At 66.2% G+C, this 20,268-nt stretch carries 14 protein-coding genes; 11 read left to right on the forward strand and 3 right to left on the reverse strand.

Annotated features, from left to right (window positions below; all coding sequences use genetic code 11):
* The first annotated feature begins 53 nt into the window (after positions 1 to 53).
* The 3 genes from ABZ796_RS21800 to ABZ796_RS21810 all read left to right on the forward strand — a co-directional run bounded on the left by ABZ796_RS21800 (position 54) and on the right by ABZ796_RS21810 (position 4,307).
* Positions 54 to 767: a hypothetical protein gene (locus ABZ796_RS21800; protein ID WP_357339711.1), complete on the forward strand. Its 714-nt coding sequence runs from the start codon at positions 54 to 56 to the stop codon at positions 765 to 767.
* Positions 764 to 2,140 carry a glutamate decarboxylase gene (locus ABZ796_RS21805; protein ID WP_357339712.1) on the forward strand — a complete coding sequence of 459 codons (1,377 nt, stop codon included), beginning with the start codon at positions 764 to 766 and terminating at the stop codon, positions 2,138 to 2,140. Before ABZ796_RS21800 ends, ABZ796_RS21805 begins: the two co-directional genes overlap by 4 nt.
* Before the next feature lie 97 nt (positions 2,141 to 2,237).
* Positions 2,238 to 4,307: an AAA family ATPase gene (locus tag ABZ796_RS21810; RefSeq protein WP_357339713.1), complete on the forward strand. Its 2,070-nt coding sequence runs from the start codon at positions 2,238 to 2,240 to the stop codon at positions 4,305 to 4,307.
* 18 nt (positions 4,308 to 4,325) lie between these two features.
* On the opposite strand, the gene ABZ796_RS21815 is transcribed toward ABZ796_RS21810, so the two are convergent.
* The 3 genes from ABZ796_RS21815 to ABZ796_RS21825 all read right to left on the reverse strand — a co-directional run bounded on the left by ABZ796_RS21815 (position 4,326) and on the right by ABZ796_RS21825 (position 10,888).
* The gene (locus ABZ796_RS21815) at positions 4,326 to 5,327 is read right to left on the reverse strand and encodes an RDD family protein (protein WP_357339714.1); all 1,002 of its coding nucleotides are present in this window, start codon (positions 5,325 to 5,327) and stop codon (positions 4,326 to 4,328) included.
* A gap of 645 nt (positions 5,328 to 5,972) precedes the next feature.
* On the reverse strand, positions 5,973 to 8,165 hold the full coding sequence (locus ABZ796_RS21820; RefSeq protein WP_357339715.1) for a 3'-5' exonuclease: 2,193 nt from the start codon (positions 8,163 to 8,165) through the stop codon (positions 5,973 to 5,975).
* The gene (locus ABZ796_RS21825) at positions 8,165 to 10,888 is read right to left on the reverse strand and encodes a Zn-binding domain-containing protein (protein ID WP_357339717.1); all 2,724 of its coding nucleotides are present in this window, start codon (positions 10,886 to 10,888) and stop codon (positions 8,165 to 8,167) included. The genes ABZ796_RS21820 and ABZ796_RS21825 overlap by 1 nt, the downstream gene beginning before the upstream one ends.
* Positions 10,889 to 11,108: 220 nt before the next feature.
* On the opposite strand from ABZ796_RS21825, the gene ABZ796_RS21830 reads away from it, so the two are divergent.
* From ABZ796_RS21830 to ABZ796_RS21865, 8 genes are all read left to right on the forward strand, one after another.
* Entirely contained in the window at positions 11,109 to 12,419 is a 1,311-nt protein-coding gene (locus ABZ796_RS21830; RefSeq protein ID WP_357339718.1) for a LysM peptidoglycan-binding domain-containing protein, read from the forward strand.
* Positions 12,416 to 13,621 carry a bacterial transcriptional activator domain-containing protein gene (locus tag ABZ796_RS21835; protein ID WP_357339720.1) on the forward strand — a complete coding sequence of 402 codons (1,206 nt, stop codon included), beginning with the start codon at positions 12,416 to 12,418 and terminating at the stop codon, positions 13,619 to 13,621. The genes ABZ796_RS21830 and ABZ796_RS21835 overlap by 4 nt, the downstream gene beginning before the upstream one ends.
* A gap of 288 nt (positions 13,622 to 13,909) precedes the next feature.
* Positions 13,910 to 14,254: a hypothetical protein gene (locus ABZ796_RS21840; protein WP_357339722.1), complete on the forward strand. Its 345-nt coding sequence runs from the start codon at positions 13,910 to 13,912 to the stop codon at positions 14,252 to 14,254.
* A 23-nt stretch (positions 14,255 to 14,277) separates the two neighbouring features.
* A complete protein-coding gene (locus tag ABZ796_RS21845; RefSeq protein WP_357339724.1) occupies positions 14,278 to 16,602 on the forward strand; it encodes a hypothetical protein in 2,325 nt (774 codons plus the stop codon).
* Positions 16,599 to 17,138, forward strand: a complete 540-nt coding sequence (locus tag ABZ796_RS21850) for a hypothetical protein (RefSeq protein ID WP_357339726.1) — start codon at positions 16,599 to 16,601, stop codon at positions 17,136 to 17,138. Before ABZ796_RS21845 ends, ABZ796_RS21850 begins: the two co-directional genes overlap by 4 nt.
* Positions 17,139 to 17,250: 112 nt before the next feature.
* The gene (locus ABZ796_RS21855) at positions 17,251 to 17,715 is read left to right on the forward strand and encodes a hypothetical protein (RefSeq protein ID WP_357339728.1); all 465 of its coding nucleotides are present in this window, start codon (positions 17,251 to 17,253) and stop codon (positions 17,713 to 17,715) included.
* 18 nt (positions 17,716 to 17,733) lie between these two features.
* Positions 17,734 to 18,264: a DUF6199 family natural product biosynthesis protein gene (locus tag ABZ796_RS21860; protein ID WP_357339730.1), complete on the forward strand. Its 531-nt coding sequence runs from the start codon at positions 17,734 to 17,736 to the stop codon at positions 18,262 to 18,264.
* A gap of 68 nt (positions 18,265 to 18,332) precedes the next feature.
* Positions 18,333 to 20,216, forward strand: a complete 1,884-nt coding sequence (locus tag ABZ796_RS21865; RefSeq protein WP_357339732.1) for a sigma factor-like helix-turn-helix DNA-binding protein — start codon at positions 18,333 to 18,335, stop codon at positions 20,214 to 20,216.
* The last annotated feature ends 52 nt before the right edge of the window (positions 20,217 to 20,268 follow it).

Consider the following 20,268-nt stretch of genomic DNA (forward strand, 5'->3'; position numbering starts at 1 on the left):
CGATCTGGCTCGTCGAGGATGAGGGTGCGTAGAGACAGGAGGGGTGCGATGGCATGGCAGTGAACCGACAGCCGTCCGCGCCCACGGACCACGCACTCACGCGTCCGTCGACCCGGCTCAACCTCGTCGCCGCCATCGCCTTCGTTCTCGGTGGTTCGTTGTTCGCCCTGGGAGCAGCGCTCGCCCAGCTCGGGGCGGCCGGCTTGCCCACCGTCAACGTCACCTACCTGGTCGGGGGCTGCTTCTTCACGCTGGGTGGCTACGTCTCGATCCTTCTCGCCGACGCCACCGACAGCGACACCAACACCGACGGGCGCCCCAGAGGGTGGGGCTCCCGACTACACCGGCGCAGCTGGCTGAGCGCGTTCGTGTTGTTCGCGGGGACCCTGTTCTTCGCCGTCAGCCTGGTGGCCGCCTTCGCCGCAGGCCTGACTCCGCGACAGTCCGACGGGTGGATCTGGCTCCCCGACATCACCGGGTGCGTCTGCTTCCTGGTCTCCGGTCACCTGGCGATGCTCGAGGTGGGCGCGGGGCACGTACGAGTGCTGACCCACCTGGTCGGCTGGTGGGTGGTCGCGGTCAATCAGCTCGGATCGGTCCTCTTCTTCCTCGCCGGCCTCGCCGCCTTCGTCCGCCCGGCGACCTCGAGCGCGGTCGATACCGAGCTCGTCAACTGGGGGACGTTCGCCGGAGCCGTGTGCTTCGCGATCGGCGGGGGCATCCAGGCATTCGACACACCCACGACAAGAACGGTGGTTCAGCCATGACACGACTCAGCACCGGCGAAGCCGAAAGGCTCTACGGCAACCGGTTCCTGACCGAGACGGCCCCGTCGACCGCCTTCCCCGAGAGCGGAATGCGCCCGGTCGACGCGATGCGCCTGATCGACGAGGACCTGGTCATGGAAGGCGACCCCCAACGCAACCTCGCGACGTTCGTCACCACGTGGATGGAGCCGGAGGCGCAGCGGATCATCGCCGAGAACCTGCACCGCAACTTCATCGACCACGCGGAGTACCCGATCTCCGCCGAGATCGAGCAGCGCTGCGTACGGATGCTCGCCGACCTCTACCACGCCCCCGGCGAGACGACCGGCTGTCGCACCCAGGGCTCGTCCGAGGCGATCATGCTCGGCGCCCTGTCCCTGAAGTGGAAGTGGAAGCAGCGCCGCGAGGCCGAGAACGCCTCCGTGGACCGGCCCAACCTCGTTTTCGGCGGCGACGTCCACGTCGTGTGGGAGAAGTTCTGCCGCTACTTCGACGTCGAGCCGCGGATCGTCCCGCTCGAGGAGGACAAGTTCACCATCGGCCCGGACGTCGTGGCGCCGCACCTCGACGAGAACACCATCGGGGTCGTCGGTGTGCTGGGCACGACGTTCACGGGGCACATGGACGACATCGTCGGGTTCAACCAGCTGCTGCTCGACGTCAAGAAGGACAAGGGTCTCGATATCCCGCTGCACGTGGACGCGGCCAGCGGCGGCTTCGTGTGGCCGTTCCTCTACCCCGACTCCCCGTGGGACTTCCGCCTCGAGCAGGTCCGCTCGATCAACGTCTCCGGGCACAAGTACGGACTGGTCTACCCCGGGATCGGCTGGCTGGTGTTCCGCGAGAAGAGCGACCTCGCCGAGGAGCTGGTCTTCTACGAGAACTACCTCGGCAAGACCGACGCGACGTTCACCCTGAACTTCTCGACAGGTGCGGCGATGGTGCTGGCGCAGTACTACAACTTCGTCCAGCTGGGGCGCGACGGCTACACGTACGTGATGAAGCAGATGCAGCAGAACGCCCAGGCCCTGGCGAAGAATCTCCGCGACAGCGGCCGGTTCGAGGTGATCGGCGACGACCTCGAGCAGCTCCCGCTCGTGGCGTTCCGACTGACCGGCGACCGCACGACCTACGACGAGTCCGACATCGCCTGGCAGCTCACCGCCGAGCGCGGCTGGATGGTCCCGGCGTACACGCTGCCGCCCAACGCGGAGAACGTGAAGATCATGCGCGCGCTGGTCAAGGAGACGATGAGCCGCGAGCAGGTCGAGCGCCTCACCCGCGACCTCGCCGACGCCTGCGCGACACTGGACGAGAAGGGCGGCGCCCACCCGTCCGAGCGGGAGCAGGTCAAGCGAGGAACCGGGTACTGAACCCGGGTCGGAGGCCACGGATCGGGCAAAAGATCAACGTTGTCTTTACCCGGACCGCCACCCATAGTTGTCGTCCGGCAACGGAAGGTGGGGGCACGTGGGTGAGCAGCTCGGCAGGATGGGTCAGGTCGGCGAGGAGCAGCGGTCGGTCGACGCGATGCACACGCTTCTCGAGGCTGAGGTGGGCACCAGGCGCGCAGCGCAGGAGCGGGCGATCGCGGCGTCCGTCGACGGGCCGGCCGAGCGATATGCCCGGGATCTCGAGGTCGCCCAGCTGACCGAGGGCATCCGGCAGCTGCGTGCGGCGGAGCACGCACTGTGCTTCGGCCGGATCGATCGTTCCGCCGGCGGAGAGCCCTTGCACATCGGCCGGATCGGACTGCGCTCCGAGGCCGGTGAACCGCTGCTCATCGACTGGCGGGCCGAGGCCGCGCGACCGTTCTACGCGGCGACGTCGGCCGCGCCGATGGGCGTGCGCAGACGTCGACACCTGCGCCTCGACGGACGCACGGTCGTCGACGTCAACGACGAGATCCTCGACGGTACGTCGCCGACGGCTGTGGACCTCGTGGGCGACAGTCCGCTCGTCGCCGCGCTGAGCACGGCCCGGACCGGGCGGATGCACGAGGCCGCGGCGACCCTTCAGGCCGAGCAGGACGAGATCGTACGATCCCCTCATCGCGGGGTCATGGTCGTCGACGGCGGCCCGGGTACCGGCAAGACCATCGTCGCGCTGCACCGCGCGGCGTACGTGCTGTACGCGTTCCCCGCGATCGCCGACCGAGGTGTGCTCGTCTTCGGGCCGAACCAGCGCTTCCTCGCCTACATCTCCGAGGTGCTCCCCTCACTCGGCGAGAACGACGTGAAGCTGGCGACCATGCGGGATCTGGTGGGCATCGAGGCGACCCGGAGCGAGCCTGACCACATCGCGCGGATCAAGGGACGCTCTGCGCTCGCCGAGGGCCTCTCGCGCCTGGTGCGGAACCATCAGCCTCATGGCGTACCGCTGGAGCTGAAGACCACCCATGACACTGTGAGACTCGATCCGGCAGTCGTCGATGCCGCTCGACGCCAGGCCCTGCAGGACGACGTCGGCCACAACCGCGCCCGAGAGCTCTTCACCGAGTACGTCGTCGATGACCTGGTGAACGAGCTGGAACGGCGCACCACGAAGGAGATGTCCGACTTCGAGGAGGAGCTGGAGGCGCTCCTGGGTATCGACCTCGACAGGTACACGGGTCTCCAGCAACCCGACGGCAGCGAGGCGTCCGGAGGCGAGCTGGACATCGACTGGGACAGCATCCGCGAGGATCTCCTCGAGGACCCGAGCATCGATCGGGCGATCGCACAGGTCTGGCCCCGGCTCGCCGCCGAGGATCTCGTCCGCGAGCTCTTGGTCAGCCGCGGCGTGCTCGCCGCCGTTCTCCCCGATGTTGCGGCAGACGACATCGCCCACCTCGGCGCCGACCGCCTCGAAGGGTGGAGCAGCGCCGACCTGGCCCTCCTGGACGAGGCACGCGCGCTCGTCGACGGTGCCCCGGAGTCGAGCTACGGACACATCGTCGTCGACGAGGCCCAGCATCTCTCCGAGATGGAGTGGCGGGCACTGATGCGCCGCTGTCCGAGCCGGTCGATGACCGTCGTCGGCGATCTGGCGCAAGCGGGTCCCTCGACCACCCTCCGGTCGTGGGAGGAGGCCCTGGAGCCGTACGTCGACGAGCGGTTCGCTCACCACCGATTGTCCGTGAACTACCGCACGACGAGCGAGATCCTGCTCGCCACCGAGCCGCTACTGGCCGAGATCGCCCCCGACCAGCTGCTCTCCAGATCCATCAGGCACGGAGAGCAGCCACGCATCCTCGACGTGACCGAGAATGCCATCGTGTCGACGCTCAGCGGCCTGATCACCCAGGTGGCTCAGGAGCACCCCGATGAGCTGATCGGAGTCGTCGCCGCCACCGACCGCTGCCTGGCCATCGAGGCCGTGGTCGACCAGGCCGGCGCAACGCTGGTCGCGGCACCCGACGCTCGCGGCCTGGAGTTCGACACCGTGATCATCGTCGACCCCTCGGGCATTCGAGCCGCCGGCGAGGCCGGCCCGCGAGACCTCTACGTCGCCCAGACCCGTGCGACCAAACGCCTCCTCATCCTGGCCGAAGTAGCCTGATGTCCGCCGTTCACGTCGTCAGCGCTGCGAGGAGTCAGATGCGGCGCGGTTGAGGAAGTCCGAGAGTGGTCCCGGCATCTCAGCGCTCCGGTCACCCCAGTCGTAGACGACACAGGTCTTGGCGATCAAGTCGTGGAATGAACGGTGCTCACGCTGCACCACGATCAGGAGCAGGCCGATCCCGAAGAACATCACGCTGAGCGGAAACACCAGCGTCCTGACGAAGACGGTGCGCACCCCTGGCGCAGTGCCATCGGCGCGGACGACGCGCAGCCCGGCCAGTCCCTTCCCGATCGTCCGGCCGGTGATGGCAAGGCTGATGAAGACGTAGGAGAAGGCCCAGATCGCGAAGGTGGCGAACCCGAGCAGGGTCGAGCGGTCGTCGGTGAGCGACATGGACGTGAACGTCTCGAGCAGGAAGCCGAACCCGGCGACCCCCAGCGTGTAGAGGCCACCGATGAGAAGGCCGTCGATGACAGCGGCAGCTGCCCTGCTGATCGCTCCCGCATAGTGTCCGGACACCGAGCGACGCACCCGACCGGTCATCGCGCTGCCGTTCCCGGGTCGGGCCTCTCCTCGGCCCGCAACCAGGCTGAGTGGCCCCTCCCGTCGGTCGTCCTCGCTACGTCGCATCAGCCGGTCCACGATCCGGTCGACGATGACGTCAAGCCCCACCAACTGTCGCCGGGCGACGTCGAGGACGGATCCAGCCATCGAGTAGGTGCTCTCCGCGACGATGTCGGGGATGCCGGAGCGGCGTACGAGCGCCTCGACGTCGAGGTCCTTCAGCAGGGCGTCGAGGTCCACGTCGGCGAGAAGCGCGTTGAGGTCGACCCGCGCAAGCAACGCATCCATGTCGACCCGCGCCAGGACCGCGTCGAGATCCACCCGGCTGAGCAGCGCGTTGACGTCGACGTGTCCCAGGACGATATCGGGGTCGACGGTGTCGACGACCCTCTCCGTCACCACGCCGGCGACCCGCCCGAGGAGCCTCTTGCCGTTCTGCCGACCCTCGGTCATGACGTCGCCGGCTCGAACACGCGGAGCGTCACGGCAATCAGCCGGTCAACGACTCGAGGGCAACGACCGCGCCGGAGACGTCCTCTGGGTCGTCGCGTCGTACACGCAAGATTCCCATCGCAGATGCCGCCTCCTCCAGTCGTGGATCGCTGGCAGCCTAAAGCCGTCCGGCCCGCCTCTCATCACCCACGTCGGGTGATTCAGCGGTCTCGACGTGGCCGGTCGCTGACGCGTGCGGTCCCCGCTTCGACACCTCCCAGAGTCGGTATCGGGTTCAAGGAACAGAACCGCCTCTGCCCCCGCGCTCAATTGGGTCAGCGGCGGTTTCAAACAGCCAAAAGCAAACCGGCTCTGACCTGTTTACGCAGGTCAGAGCCAGTTTGTTTCGGTCGGGCTGACAGGATTTGAACCTGCGGCCCCTTGACGTATTCGGGAACCTGCCGGGTAGTGCTCGGTAGGCCGGATCCAGCAGTGTTCGTGCTGGTCAGCGCGTGGTCGGCGCGCTCTCTTGTCACTGATCGTAGCCCACGGGTGCGGACAAGTGCAGTCTCAATCTGGTGAGTTTGTGGTGAGCGATTCAAGTCTCAGCCGTTAGTTGGAGGGCGACCCGCTCCAACTGGCGGCACAGTGCTTCCGGTACCGAGGTCAGTCTTGGGCAACAGCGAGGAAATCGCTGGGCGTCCCTTCCCACATGACGACCAGTTCATCACGTGCTCGGGTCGCGGCTACATAGAGCAATGACCGCTCCCGTTGGACAAGGTCGGTACGTTCGTCCTCGGAAAGGCCTCGAAGCAGGTAGGCCGCGGGGAGCAAGTCAACGTCGGCACCGAAGATGAGCACGTGGGTGAACTCCATACCTTTGGCGCGGTGCATGGTCATGAGTTGTGGACGACCGGACTGCCCGGCGGTCCGGGTCACCAGTTGCACCCCGATGTCGCGCTCCTCGAGTCCCCGGCCGACGCGGTCAGCCATGCGCTGGTCACGCACCAGAATGCCGATGGCCTCGCCTGGAACTCCGGCGTCCTGCCAGCCACGGACCACAGCAGCGGACCGATCGAGTTCATCGGTCAGGGAGCTCGTGGCAACCCGGGAAGGCTCAGGGCCGCTTCGCGCCGAGCGGAATCCCGTCGCGTCCGCCGAGGCCTCCTCGAGGTCGACGTACGGCTCGCCGGCCAGGATCGAGGTGGCGAAGCCCAGGACCTCGGCCGTGGTGCGGTAGTTGAGCGTGAGCCTTCGGGAGCGGCCGACGATCTTGATGCCATATCGCCCCAGCACCACCCGCTGGCCGTAGATCCGCTGCTGCGCATCCTCGGCAAGGAAGAGATCATCGGAACCGGGGGCAACCACCGATCGCAGAAACTGCCACCGGGTTGCACTGAGGTCCTGCCCCTCGTCGACCAGGACGTGATCGAAGACGGGCGCCTCGAGCGCGGCGGCGATGGCACAGACTTCGCCGAAGTCGACCTCGCCGCTCACTGCAGCAGCGGCACGGAAGGCGCGTACGACCTCCCAGACCCGCTGGCGATTGGCCCTGTTGAGGGCGATGCCTCGACCGGGGCGGCGGACGCGGAGGTAGTCGGCGAGTGTCGTGACCTTGTTCGGGAGTACGACGGCGGCGTACTCAGCCTCGAAGAAGATCGGCGAGCGAAGATCGGCGGGAAGGTCGTCACTAGCCGTCGCGATGGCATCACGCCACGCCTTGTCGGTGTCTACCAAGCGACCAGTCGCACGGTTGCCCGGGCCAAGGACCGTCTCGACGGCAGAGTCCACATCGGACGGTTTGGCGGCCGTGAGGATCTGGTTGGCGACCTGGTCCACGCCAGCAACATAGATGCCCGGTTCGCCCAGGGCATTCGCTAGGCGTACGCCTGGATCGAGATCCTTGAGCTGGCGCCGCATGCCCTCAGCAAGGTTTCGGGTGTACGTGGTCAGCAGGATCCGGGCATCCGGGTTGTCACGGGCAAGGCGGCGAGCGCGATGGACGAGTACGACTGTCTTCCCTGTGCCGGCACCGCCGGAGAGGCGGAATGGGCCGTTGTAGGTCTTATCAACGTAGGTTCGCTGCTCGGGGTGAAGGAAGATTCGCCACCTAGCAAGGTCTCCAGCCTCGATGACGCGGCGAAGTTCGGCGTCGTCCTCAAGCCAGGCGAACTGCATCTGACCAGCAGCCGTCTTCATCGCTGCGAGCAGGCGCTCATCCTCGGTGGCACCAGCAGCGACGTCGGGCTGCTCATCGAGTCCGAGCTCCTCACGGATCTTCGTGGGGGTCTCGCCTGCAGCAAGAGCGAGGAGCACGTCGCCGCGCCAGCCGCCCGCACGCTCGGCCAACTCCAGGAGTTTGTCATCAGAGGTCGCCGACCAGGCCTGACGTACAAGCTCCTCGTCGAGTCCGAACGTGTCCACGACGTAGGCCTCGTCCAGGTCTGGCTGCGCCTTCGCAAAAACCGACGACACGGTCGGCGTCGGCACAGCAAGGGCAGGCGCCGGCGTGACAGCGGCAGGGGCGGGCTCGATTAACTTCAGCTCCGGAAGAGCGTTGACCGGGTTGGTGGTGAGCACGGCCGTCCGGGCGATCTCGATAGCCTTGTCGTGCGGCCACACGCCCGTGTAGACGTAGTGGTCCTGCCCAGAGCCGGTGACTTTGAAAAGCACCGCACGATAGAAGTCATCAACCCGTCCAGTACGGACCTTGGGGTCGGCCGAGCCCTTGATCGGCTCGATATGAAGGCCGACTGCGGTGTCATCGGCATAGAGCTTGGAGAGGAACGCCGAGACTTTCTTGCCGATCGACGGATCGTGGCCGCCGTCCTTGACCGGAGCGAAGATCACCATGGGCATCAGCGGGACACTCCGTTCAGTGCTGCTTGGATCTCGTCGAGACTTGCTGAGACTACCTGCCAGCCTTCGGCTGCGAGCAGGTTCCGATCCTCCTCATCGAGGCCGTCGACATCGACAACGATCCGATCATCGACAAAGGCGAACACAGGTACGCCTCCGACCTCGTGACCGAGCTCGGGCACCTGATCCACACCCGCATCTCGCAACGCGTTCAACAGGGCAGTCTCGGACGGTGTCGCCATCTCCAGCACCGGCCCCCAGACCGCGTCGACCTTCGGCCCTTCGACCATCTCGGGAAGGATCTCCGCGCCTGTGGCGCCGGCAAGTGTGCGTGCGGTGATCGCCGTGCCCGTGGTGCGGGCGCCGAGCAGATTTGAATACCGCAGCCAGCTCCGCCAGGCCTCCTTGTGGTCCGGCCCGACGGTCTCGTCGTCGAGCACGAGCACAACGTCGGTGGAGAAGGTCGTCGGATCAAACCGGTTGAGCCAGACCAACGTGTCCTCACACCAAGCCCAAGCCGAGGGGCTCCCGGTCATTCCCTTGCCCGCAAGCAGGTCGACGGCCGCCGCAGTGAGATCGCCGGAGCCGGCATCGCCCTTGAGCTGTGCCGGCCCTGCGACCAGAAACGGCAGCACCTTTCCGATGGCTTGGAGTCCGGCAAGGTCGGCGCTCTGGATCCACCAGATGATCAGGTCCATCGCGGAACCGCCGATCACGTCGGCGTGCTCGGGCCGGAGGCCGACGTTCATCTGGTTGGCGGTCCCGATGACGGTCCCGGCGTCGTACCAGCTCGGCTGCCCCTGTTCTCCGGACATCTCCAAGTCGGTCCAGGAGAGGCCGACGACGAGGTTGCCGGACTCGCGCAGGATCCGACGGTTCTCAGCATCCTCGGCGATCCGGTTGGTCTTGGGACTAGCGTGCCAGCGCCAGCCATCGCAGTAGATCACCATCGGCAGGATGTTGGGATCGGCCGTACGCAGCACGAAGTCGGGTTGGGTGTGTCCCATCTGCACCTGCGGATCCAGCGACCAGTGTCGCCCGCCGACGTTGATGTCGTAGCGGATCCCGTGCGTCGACGGGTGCTCCTTCACCGTCGCCCCGAGCACACCGAGCCGCTCGACCAGGCGCTTGCGGAAGAGCTGCTCCATCTTCGACTCAGGGTCGAAGGAAACTACGGGTACGTCGGTCACGGTCCAGGAGTCGAGAGGCTCGTTAGTCCCGGCCCTGAGCAGGTCTCCCAGGAGCCGTTCGGCCTCGGACCGAGACACCAGTCGAGCATTACCGGGCCGGGCAAACGGGAGGAGGCACCGATGGCACGCCAGACGCCCATCCTCGCCACACGAACATCCAGCGACCACCGCGAGAGCCTGCTGCAGCACGGTCCGCATCATCGACGGCTCGGCCAGGTCGATCAGATAGCCAGTTCCTCCCGTCACGAGGTCGTGCAGCAAAAGGGCGTCGTAGACGAGACCCCCGTGCCCGTCGACGATGTCGGTGTCCACCACCGACTCCACCGAGAGGTGATCAGGTGCTCCTCCGATGTGCTCCCGCAGCCCCAGATTCAGCGCTGCCTCCAACGACGGCACCGCGAACGCATTCCCGGTCGAGGTCATCGGCGGCAGCCGCAGCACCAACCCTTCGGTAACGAGCGACCGTGACAGAGCGATCGAAACCGCGTTCTCGTCGGCCGACTCTCGCAGCCTGCACCAAGGCCGGTGCTCGTAGCGGCTGTTCCGACTCATCTCCTGGTCGAGCTTGCCGCATTCGCCGCAGACCCGGAACAGCTCCGCGTCCACCTCGTGTCCGCCCAGTACCTTGGTCGATCCATGGCCGGCGCGTCGCCCAAGGTTGAGCCAGGTCAGGTCCATGTTTCGCAGATGCTTGACCCCGAACCCATAGTCGGCGACGTACCACTGCCGCGTGACCTTGGCCGGATCGATATCGGCGATGAACCGCTCGTCGAAGGCGACCCGCTCGCGTTCGTCGGATGAGTCGTCAATCCCGGCCTCGTCACGACGCATCACCGAGGAGGCCCGGGTCAGCTCGACGACATCGAGGCGCTGGCGTACGTCGGCCATCCCGTCAGCCGCGCATCGAGGGCACGCACTGGGCGCCGCCTCCGAGGTCACATCGGCACGGAACCCACAGACTGGACAGAAGGCGTACGTCCTCACCGCCTCACCACCGGCGCCGAGGTCGACGGCGTCGATCTCGACCCGGTAGCCGCGGGCGTAGAAGCGGGCCCTCGGTGCGAACTCCCGCAGCGCGAGCGCGGCGTTGCGGTGGTAGTCGAGCGAGTCGGTTTCGTACGCACCGGACTCCGGGTCCATCCAGCGGAGGGCCACGTCGAGAGTCACGGAGTCGTCCATGAGCGTGTAGTTGGGCAGCAGTCCAGCTCGTTCGGCGACCGCGATCCAGTACTCACCCTGGAGATCCGCGCGGTGCTTGCGGGCCAGCCGCAGCGCCGCATTGGCGGACTGGAAGTGGTGCTTGTCCTCCTCGGTCGCCGCCGGAGAGTTCGCCTGCCGCTCGAGGGCGGGAAGCTCCTTCTCTGTCTCGGCGATCCGGAAGGCGACAGTCTCCAGGTCGTGCCGCCACCGCTGCGACTCGGTGACCAACCGCTCGGCGAGCTCGCTGGTCAGGGGACCGCTTGTGCGGGTGGCCCACTCCCGCAGCCGCTTGGCGGATCCGTCATCGAGCGCCGCTCGCCTGCGCGGCGCCAACGCACCACGACTTCCCGGCCTGCCTCAAGCATCGGCAGCCCGATTGGTCGGTGCCGCGGCACTGTTGTTCGTGGCGGTGCCCGCCGCGGCACCAGCCGTCGCGCCGCTTCGCGCAACCGCAACACCAACCCCAGAGACCCCGCCGCCAACACCTGCCGCTGCCCAAGTCGCAGCTCCGACCCCGGATGTCGATCAAGTGGCGACGAGCAGCCCGCCGACGATGAGCTACACGGTGAAACGAGGCGACAGTCTCTGGCGCATTGCCGAGTCCCACCTCGGCGCAGGCGTCCGATTCACCGAGATCGTCGATCTCAACCCGGAAACGCTCAACGGCGACCCCGACTTTCTGCCCATCGGCCTCGTGCTCCGGCTGCCCGCCCCAACCCCGACCTCCACCGACGAGACGTACGTCGTCCAACCCGGCGACACGCTGGCCGAGATCGCCCAGGACGAGCTGCACGATGCCACTCGCTACCCGGAGATCTTCGACGCTTCACGCAGCACCCTCCAGGCCGACGGCGAGCGGATCACCGATCCAGACCTCATCCGACCCGGCTGGGCGCTGACGATCCCGGCCTCGAACCCCAGTCTGGCGCCCGACCCCACCCCCAAGTCCCCGTCACCATCCGAGGGCAAACCTCAGCCCACCGCGACCCCTTCACGCCCCGCCCCTGAAGATCGCGAGCAACGCTCCCCTGCCGACGTGGAGACGGAGGAGGACGCCGCCCCACCGTGGCTCCTGACTGGCTTGACCGGTGCCGGAACACTCCTCGCCGGCGGCCTGTACCTCGTCGTACGCCGCAACCGCCGAATCCAGCGCCGCTACCGCCTCCCCGGGCATGTCATCGCCCAGCCGCCGGCCGAGCTCGCGCCCGTCGACAAGAGCATCCACCGCGAAGGCCGAGACCCAGCAATGCTCATCGAGCACCTCGACCGGCTCCTCCGGATGCTCCCCCAGGGTGAGCAACCCCGCCTGATCGCCGTCGATCTCGGCAACGACGAGATCACACTTCACCTCACCGAGCCCGCCACACTCCCCCACCCATGGACCGGCAGCGACGCGACATGGACCGCACCGGCCGACGCGGCGACGACCGACACCGGCGACCCCGCGCCCTACCCGTTGCTCGCCTCCATCGGGCAGTCCGACGACAACCACCTGTGGCTCCTCAACCTCGAAGAGGCCGCCGTCGTCAACCTCTCTGGAGACCGCGCCCACACCGAAGCGCTGGTCCGCCACCTCGGCGCCGAGCTGGCCGTCACGCCCTGGTCGGCCCTCGTCGAGGTCCATATCCAGAGCCTGGGAGTCGAGCTCACAGGCATCGACCCCGTACGCCTGTGCCATCACGGCGGCACCGAGTTCCTCGACAAGATCGCCGCCGACCTCGACCCATCAGCCCGGCTCCCCGGCTCCCCGGCTTCGACCCTGACCGTTATCGCGCGATCCTCCTGCCCGAAGACTCCGAACCCGCCCGTCACGTCGTCACGGCCATCACCACCGCCACCGACCGCCCCGGCGCGGCCGCCGTGATCATCGATGCCCATCCCGATCTCGGCGCGCACACCATCACGATCTCGGGGACAGGCGAGGTCGTATTCAGCCACCCTGCGCTCCGAGGCGTACACCTCCATGCCGCTGGCCTGTCTGTCGACGAAGCCGCTGTCTGCACCGCGATCGTCGAAGCCACCCGCGAGACCCGAAACGAGCCGATGCCGGTTAACGACGACTCCGTAGGCGAGCTGGAGTCCCTCATCGACGCCGCCGGCACCCTTCGCCCCGAGTACGTCCACGACCGCCCCGCCTCCGATCAGGAACGAGCAGGCCCGATGTCGCTGCTCCCAGAGACGACGGACGCGTACGCCCAAACGGGTGACTCCGCAGACGAGATCAACCAGATCGCCCCCGTCGCGAGCATCGAAGCGCAGGAGCGCGTCACAGCCTCAGACCCCGACCTGGACCAGGCTGTCGCGAAATGGAACTCTCCCGACTGCGATCTCCCCAAGCTCACCGTCCTCGGACCGGTCCACGTCCACGGGCACGGCGACGTACCCGCCGTCCGTCGGGCCTACCTCGCCGAGATGCTGACCTACCTCGTCCTGCACCCCGACGGCGTCGTGACCAACGAGTTCCTCCAAGTCACCGGCGTCAGCCGCAGCCGCCTCACCATCGACCTGGCCCTCCTCCGTAAGTGGCTCGGAACCAACCCCACCACCGGCCACGACCACCTCCAAGACGCCCGCGAAACAGCCGCCGCCAAGCGCTTGGGCATGCCTGCGTACGAAGCCGAAGACATCCTCGTCGACCTCGACCTCTTTCGGCGCCTCCGAGCCCGAGGCGAAGCTCGCGGCGCCGACGGCATCACCGACCTCATCACCGCCCTCCGCCTCGTCAGCGGCGAACCCTTCTCGCAACTGCGCGACAAGGGCTGGTCATGGCTCCACGACGGCCAGCGCCACGACCACGTCGCTGTCTCGATGATCGTCGACACCGCACACATCGTGGTCAGCCGAGCCCTCGCCGAGGGCGACCACGCCCTCGCTCGAGAAGCAGCCGACATCGCGCTCCTCGCCGCACCGCACGACGACATCCCCCACCTCGACTACGTCCGCGTCCTCACCGCCACAGGGCACCAGGGCTTGGCCGAGAAGGAGCTCGACGACCACATCTACAACCGCGACGACGGCGACGGCCCCGTCGAACCGCCCGAGCGCTCCAAGCGCGCAGCCGGTTGACCAAACCGAACAACCGCTGGCGGCGGTAGTGACCTCGCCGAATCCCGGGGGATGGATGCGGCCGCAGGACCCGGGAGCATCACTTGTCTCGAACCGCGAAGACCCAGCCGTTCCGCGTACGCCTCTGGACGGCGCCCTCCCGTGACGCCGAGCACACACTTCGAGCCCGGCGCGGGCTCCCAGAGAAACTTTGAACATCCGCCTAGATTTTACGTTTAGACTCGCTCGATCTGGGTAAGACCTTCACCAGAGACGTGACCGTGACGAGAGCCCTCGGGGGATAGCTCAATGGACATCCAGATGATCAAGACCGATGTGGTCAAGTCATCGAACGCCATGAACGACATCGCCGACGCGTTGGCGAAGTTCGACTTCGCTGGGCCGCTGGAGGATCTCGGTTCTGCTATGCCGGGTGGTCAGAGCGCGGGCGGGGCGAAGAGCCTGAGTGCGGAGTGGAAGCGGGACCAGGACAGCTGGGTGAAGGCTGCACGCGACCATCAGAAGGCGTCGATGCAGGACGCCAACCACATCGAGGCCACGGATGTCGGCGCGGCTGAGGAGGGCCGGAGGCAGACGAGCACGGTCAGTGCGAGCGCCGGGTTGAACCTCGAGAACAAGCTGGGGCCGATCTGATGACGTTGTCGTATGAGCAGTTGATGAAGTGGCGTCCCGAGCGGATCTCCGCGGCTGGCGATGCCTTGAACACTCTTCGTAAGAAGACGATCGACCAGCAAGACGAGATGAGCGTTGGCAAGGTCCCCGGTACGTGGATGGGTGCCTCAGCTGAGCGCGCCAAGCAGCGATATGACCGCCTCCACGACGGCCTCAACGACATCGCCGCGCCGCTCTCGCAGGTGCGAGACGCGGTCGACGAGGCAGCGGGCGAGATCAAGTCAGCTCAAAGAGCAGCCGAGTCCGCCCACGAGGCGATTCGTGGCAAGGGCTACAAGATCATTACCGCCACCAGCGACATGGTCCTGACCGAGCCCCCTCCCGCACCCACCGGGAAGATGAGCGAGGACGAGGCCAAAGAGGCTGAAGAGCGGGCCGAGTCGGACAAGGCCCAGGTCCAAGATCTCCAACACGAACTCATCGAGGCCCTGAGGAAGGGCGAGCAGGCTGACATGACGCTCAACTCAGTCCTGACCAACGCCGCCACAAACCGCATCGACGGCGGCGAAGGCTCCATCCGGAGTGCCGCTCTCCCGCCCGAACTGCGGGGCCTCTCGACCGAAGACCTCACCAAGAAGGTCCTCGCCGACCCCGAACTTCTCGACGACACCTGGGATGCCCTGCCAGCCAGTGTGCAGGCCGAGGTCGGTGACTACACGGCCCGCAAGATCGAGGACATCGGGGCGATCGACAGCGTCGCCGAACGCAAGGAAGCCGAGAAATGGTTCGACCTGGTCGGCAAGTACTCCTCGGATCGCGACTTCGGTGAGGCGGTCCTGGACCGGATGGGACCTGAGGGCGTCAACAACGCGATCCACAACATGACCGGATGGAGTGACGAGAGCCTCGCGGCCTCCAGTGGCGGCGCAGCCGCCATGGAGAAACTCCAAAGAACCGCTGCTGGGAACCTCGCCGAACTGGTCGGCACCGGCACCCGCGGCGGTTGGGTCGATGACGGCAAGTGGGCCAAAGGCATCGGCAAGGACTGGCAAGCCTCCACCATTCTGCTCCACGCCGCCGAGCAACGCGATGTTGAACTTGGCGGCGACTTCACCGGCAAGCTCGGTGCCCAGCTCATCAAGACCGAGAACGGTGACCCGCTCGCGGCCGCCCGTCTCAACCACGACCTCACCTTCGGCGGGGAGTCCTTCGGTGACCAGGACGGCGACGCGATCCGACAACTCGTCAAGGTGGCCGACAACGGGATCGACTCGGCCCAAGGGCTCATGGGTGACGAAGACGTCGCCAAGTACCTCCTCCACGACCGCGAAGGCGCCGGGAACCTGGCCAACGTCATGGACAACGTCGTCCGGGTCGCGACGATCGACGCCGCCATGGAACCCGGGGAAGCCGGCAAAAATGCCGCAGACCTCGCATCCTGGACTGTCGACTACGCCGCCAAGGTAGGCCTCGACGACCACTATGACGAAGAACTCGGGGGCATCCTGGGAACCTACATCGCCGACACCTATCAAGGCATTGACGAGGTCTATCCGATCGATCCGCCTGTGCCTCCCAACCATGCGGTCTTCGACAAGGCGGACTTGCAGGAAGTTCTGCACCATATCGGTGACAACAAGACTGCTGTAAGCATCCTCGGTGAGCAGTCGGGGAAGCTCAATCAACTCATCATCGATGAGGGCGCGAGAGAGTCGCTGGCTGGCCGAGCTTCCGGAAATCCCGACTTCCACCCAGATACCGGTGGCGATCCACTTATGCAGCAGATCAGCCGAGCTTCCGGTATTCGCGGGTTCCTTGAAGACGAGCTCTCGCAGGGCTTGGTTGATGAGGGTAAGGCGACCGCCGAGCAGCGACGAAAGGTTGCCGAGTTGTTCGCTCTGCCTACAAAATTGATCCCGGTTGGTGACCTGGGAGCGCTCGGAGGAACTGCGGCGGACTACCTCATCGGCGAGGTGAGGCAGCAAGTCGTCAACAACTACGTAGGGGATCCGGTTCACTCCGCAGCGGTCGCTGGAAACGAGAATTACGAGTCGGCACGGCGGGCGACTGAGCTACAGGCTCTCTACGCCGTCGCCGTGGCGGAGGCCGAGGCTCCTCCGGGCGGGGATCTCCCGACAGAAGTTGCGCCAGGCACTGGAAACACAGTGAGATTCGACAACAGCGCACTTGAAGACTGGCCACGTGACGACACCGGCCGACCCAAGGCACCTGGCGCCCTGAGCCCCAACGAGATGGCCGCCATCCTTGACAACCACCGATACGAATCCGGCATTAACGGAGCTGTGTCCGGAGAGGTAAGGAATGCGTGGGACCAGTATCAAGCGGCGAAATCGAACCAGGGAGAATGATCGACGTGCGCCGTATTGCCGTCGTCCTGCTACTGCTTCTGGGCACGACTGGTTGTACCAGCCGACCGCCAACCTATGAGGGATCAGAGGTCTGCGGGGTTCCGACTGATCGAGTCACGCGTGTCGCGGGGACCGACCGACTTGAGGTCGTCGAACGCGGCACCGGGACCTTCCCGCTGCCCGCGAACGACGGCGGCGGAGTGCAATGTGAGGTCGCGATCGTTGAGGACGGCGACTGGGAGGTCTTGTTTGACGCGAAGCGACGCTGGCGAGAAGATCTCGATCAGATCTCGGCGCGAGCGAAGGATGCTGACCACACATACGACCTCGCTGGCGGCGTGGCCGGCTACAGCACCGAGGACGACGAAACGAACGGGGCGCACTCCTTTGAGGGCTGGTGGGTATGCGACAGCCGCTCGATGGACGGCACCCCGATGGCTAGCCTGACCGTGACGTCCGAGGTTGACGCAACGATCAAGGAGTACGAGGCGCTACTGGAGGCAATCGCAACACGTGCAGGTTGCGATGCGTCCTGACGCGTTGGCATCGTCGCGTATTGGCGGCGTCGCACTGTTCGTGGGACTGGTCGCAACGCTCGACGGATGCGGAGAAGCGATCCCGGAGTATTCGCCATCCACGGTCTGCGGTGTGAACACGAAGGTCATCGTCGAAATCATGGGAACCGACAGATTCACAGTCGGTAAGTCGGTCACACGCTCGACGGAAGACAGCGCGCCGGCTCCACGTGGCGGCGATCTGCCGCTCAGTAAGGGAAACGGTGGGATCACTCGCATGGAGTGTGAGGTCCGAACCACTGAGGATGCGCCGACAGTGTCATTCTCGTACTCGCTCTCCAACGGCACAGACGCAGCGGCGCTGATCGAGAGCATCAAAGGCTCGAACGAGCCGTTCGAGACCGTCGGTGGAGTAGCGACGACCAGCTACTTGTCTGAGACCCATGACTCCTGGCGATGGGCGTGTCTCGCTCCTTCCAACGCTGGGTCACCGATTGCCGGCGGTTCTATAGGGCCCGATGAAGTCACGGAGTCCGAGCGAAAAGACCTCGTGGACGCCGTTGCTGCCGCGACCGGCTGCCCAGCGACATCCGAGTAACAAGAGGCAGGACAGCACGTGGACGGGATCGTGGCGTTCATCCTCGTCGTCGCGGCGGCGTGGTCGTTCTTCGTTGCGTTCAAACCCAGGGTCGGGTTCTTCCTGGAGGAAGGGTGGAAGTTCCGGGATGCCGAACCATCCGACCTCTATCTCGGGGTGACGAGGATCGGCTCCTTCGTGGGTGGTGTCGCTGCGCTGGTGATGGCCGGCGTGTTCGCGTTCGGCGGGTCGGGCGACCCCGACCCCGAGCCCAGCGCAAGTGAGTCAAGGGCGAGCACCGTCGAGCGGTTCCAGCGAGACCTGCAGTGGAAGGAAGACGAGTGCGAGCGCGTGAAGCCGTTTTTCGAGGACGTGGCGACGTGGAACGACTATCGCCTCGCCAATCCGGAGGAGGTCCGTGCGGTCGCGGAGGCAAACAGCCTCGAGCTTGTGATCAAGCCGGGCCCCGACAATGACATCGTGACGGTCGCCGTGCCGATCCCAGGAGTCGAGGGCGAGACCGTGACGGTCGTTCAACTCTTCGGCGGCATGGTGAACTGTTCCATCTGAGCACAAGTCGCAGGCCAAGCCTTCCCGAACAGGTTGGTCGTGTCGTTGGTTGCGGCCGGGGCGTTGTGTTGCTGTACTTCCCGGCGATGGGCGACGCGCGTAAAGAGTCTGTTGAGATCCGCTGGCTGCGGCGGCTGGCTGCTGCAGGGTGGGAGTCCTGGGTGGACGCGGCGGCGTGGGCGCACGCCAACGATGTCGGGGTCACGGCGATCGCTGCCCGCCTGGACGTGCCGATACAGACGGTCTCAAAGCGGCTCAAGGCCGCGGGGGTGCACGTACGGCGGCCCGCGGTGCTCTCGGAGAAGGCCGAGCGGATGGTGGCGGAGCTTCGCGAGCTGCAGTCCGAGGATTCCCAGCGCAACGCCCGGTCCCGTGAGTTGGGTCAATGGCTGGCTCGGGTACGCGGTGAGCGTAAGCGGGGTAAGCATCGCGCGGTGATGGATCTTCTCGACGAGATCGCCCCGGGATGGGACACGGTCCCCCCGACACGCCAACCGGGGCGCACCGCCAGCGAAGAAGAGCGATGGAACAAGGCGTACGCGGCGGCGGGCTGGACCAGCCTCGCCGACGGCCTGGTCTGGGCCGAGGAGCACAACGTGTCCTGGACCGGCGTCGCGGACTACCTCGGGTTCGAGAAGAAGGCGGTTCGTAAACGCGCCACCGAGGAAGGAATCCGCAATCCACGCCCGCTCTCCGAGCGTGAGGTACGGGTGCTGGAGTTCGCCCGCCGGCGGGCGGAGGCCGACGACCCCTGGTCCGAGCTCGCTCACGACGAAATCGCCGAACTGTCGTCGTTCTTGGCCTATCACCGCAAGAAGGCCGCCGACGGCAGCCACTCCCGCGTCCACGATCTCCTCGAGGAGGTCGACCCGGAGTGGACGATCCCCTTCGACCTGCGCCGCGGGACCTGCGGTCTCGACAGCTGTGAGGAGCCCGCGCGCCGCTCGGGCCTTTGCACCGCTCACGAGATCAAGCTGCGCTACGACGTGAAACGTCCCAAGCGGAGTCCGGGGGCGATGACGATCCCGTGCCTGGAGTGTGGTCGGAGGCTGGAGCGGTTGACCAACCACATCAAGGGCGAGCACGGGATGTCCAAGGCCGACTACGTGACGGTGCATCCGGGTGCTCCCCTGGTCAGCGCGGTGGCGATGACACCGGTATGGCGCGCCGACCGTGAGGCCGGGCTGAGCATTGCCGAGCGCCTGGACGCGATCTTCGACACGCTCGATGATCGCTCCTGGGCCGTGCTCGAGGACCACTTCCTCTCCGAGACACCGATCCCCTTCGAAGAGATCGGCCAGCGGTTCGGTGTCACCGGCCCTCGGATGCTGCAGATCGAGCAGACGGCCCGTCAGGCCGTCGCCGACGCGATCGACACAGAGCCCGTGCTCCGTCGAGTCACTGTCACCATCGCCTCCCAGGCGCAGCGCGTACATCCCGTCAGTGAGCTAACGCTGGAGACTCCTGGATTGGGGTCCACTGCGGTCAGCGTCGGGAAGCCAGCATTGTGGGTCTTGGCGCAGTTCAGCGACGCGTACGACGTCACCGACGGCTGGTGCGCACTGCCCACCGTCTCAGCCGCGATCGCCCGGACTACTGCATCGCTGATCGAGCTCACCGATGCGTACGGAGCAGCTTGTCTCTCCTCCACCGGGCTCGATGCCATCGGCCACGGCTCACGGCCGGAGTGGCTCGAGGAGTGGCTCGACTACTGCGGCTACTGGGTCCGCGGCGACCTCGTCTGGCCGAAGAACCGAAAGGTCTCCGACGAGATCGCCATGACCCTGGCCAACGCCGCCAGACCCTTGACCATTCGCGATCTCCACGACCGGCTGATCACGAGCCCGTCCCTGACCACCGTACGCAACCGGCTCAGCAACGACCCACGGTTCCACCCCGTTCAGAGAGGCGTCTGGATGCTCACGGCCGACCACATTGATGGCCAGAGCTGAGTTGGGCTCGGCTCTGGCCGACCGGTTTCAACTACGGTCCTCGACAGGAAGC

It is taken from the genome of Nocardioides sp. NPDC047086 (genome assembly GCF_040643685.1).
Lineage (GTDB): Bacteria > Actinomycetota > Actinomycetes > Propionibacteriales > Nocardioidaceae > Nocardioides.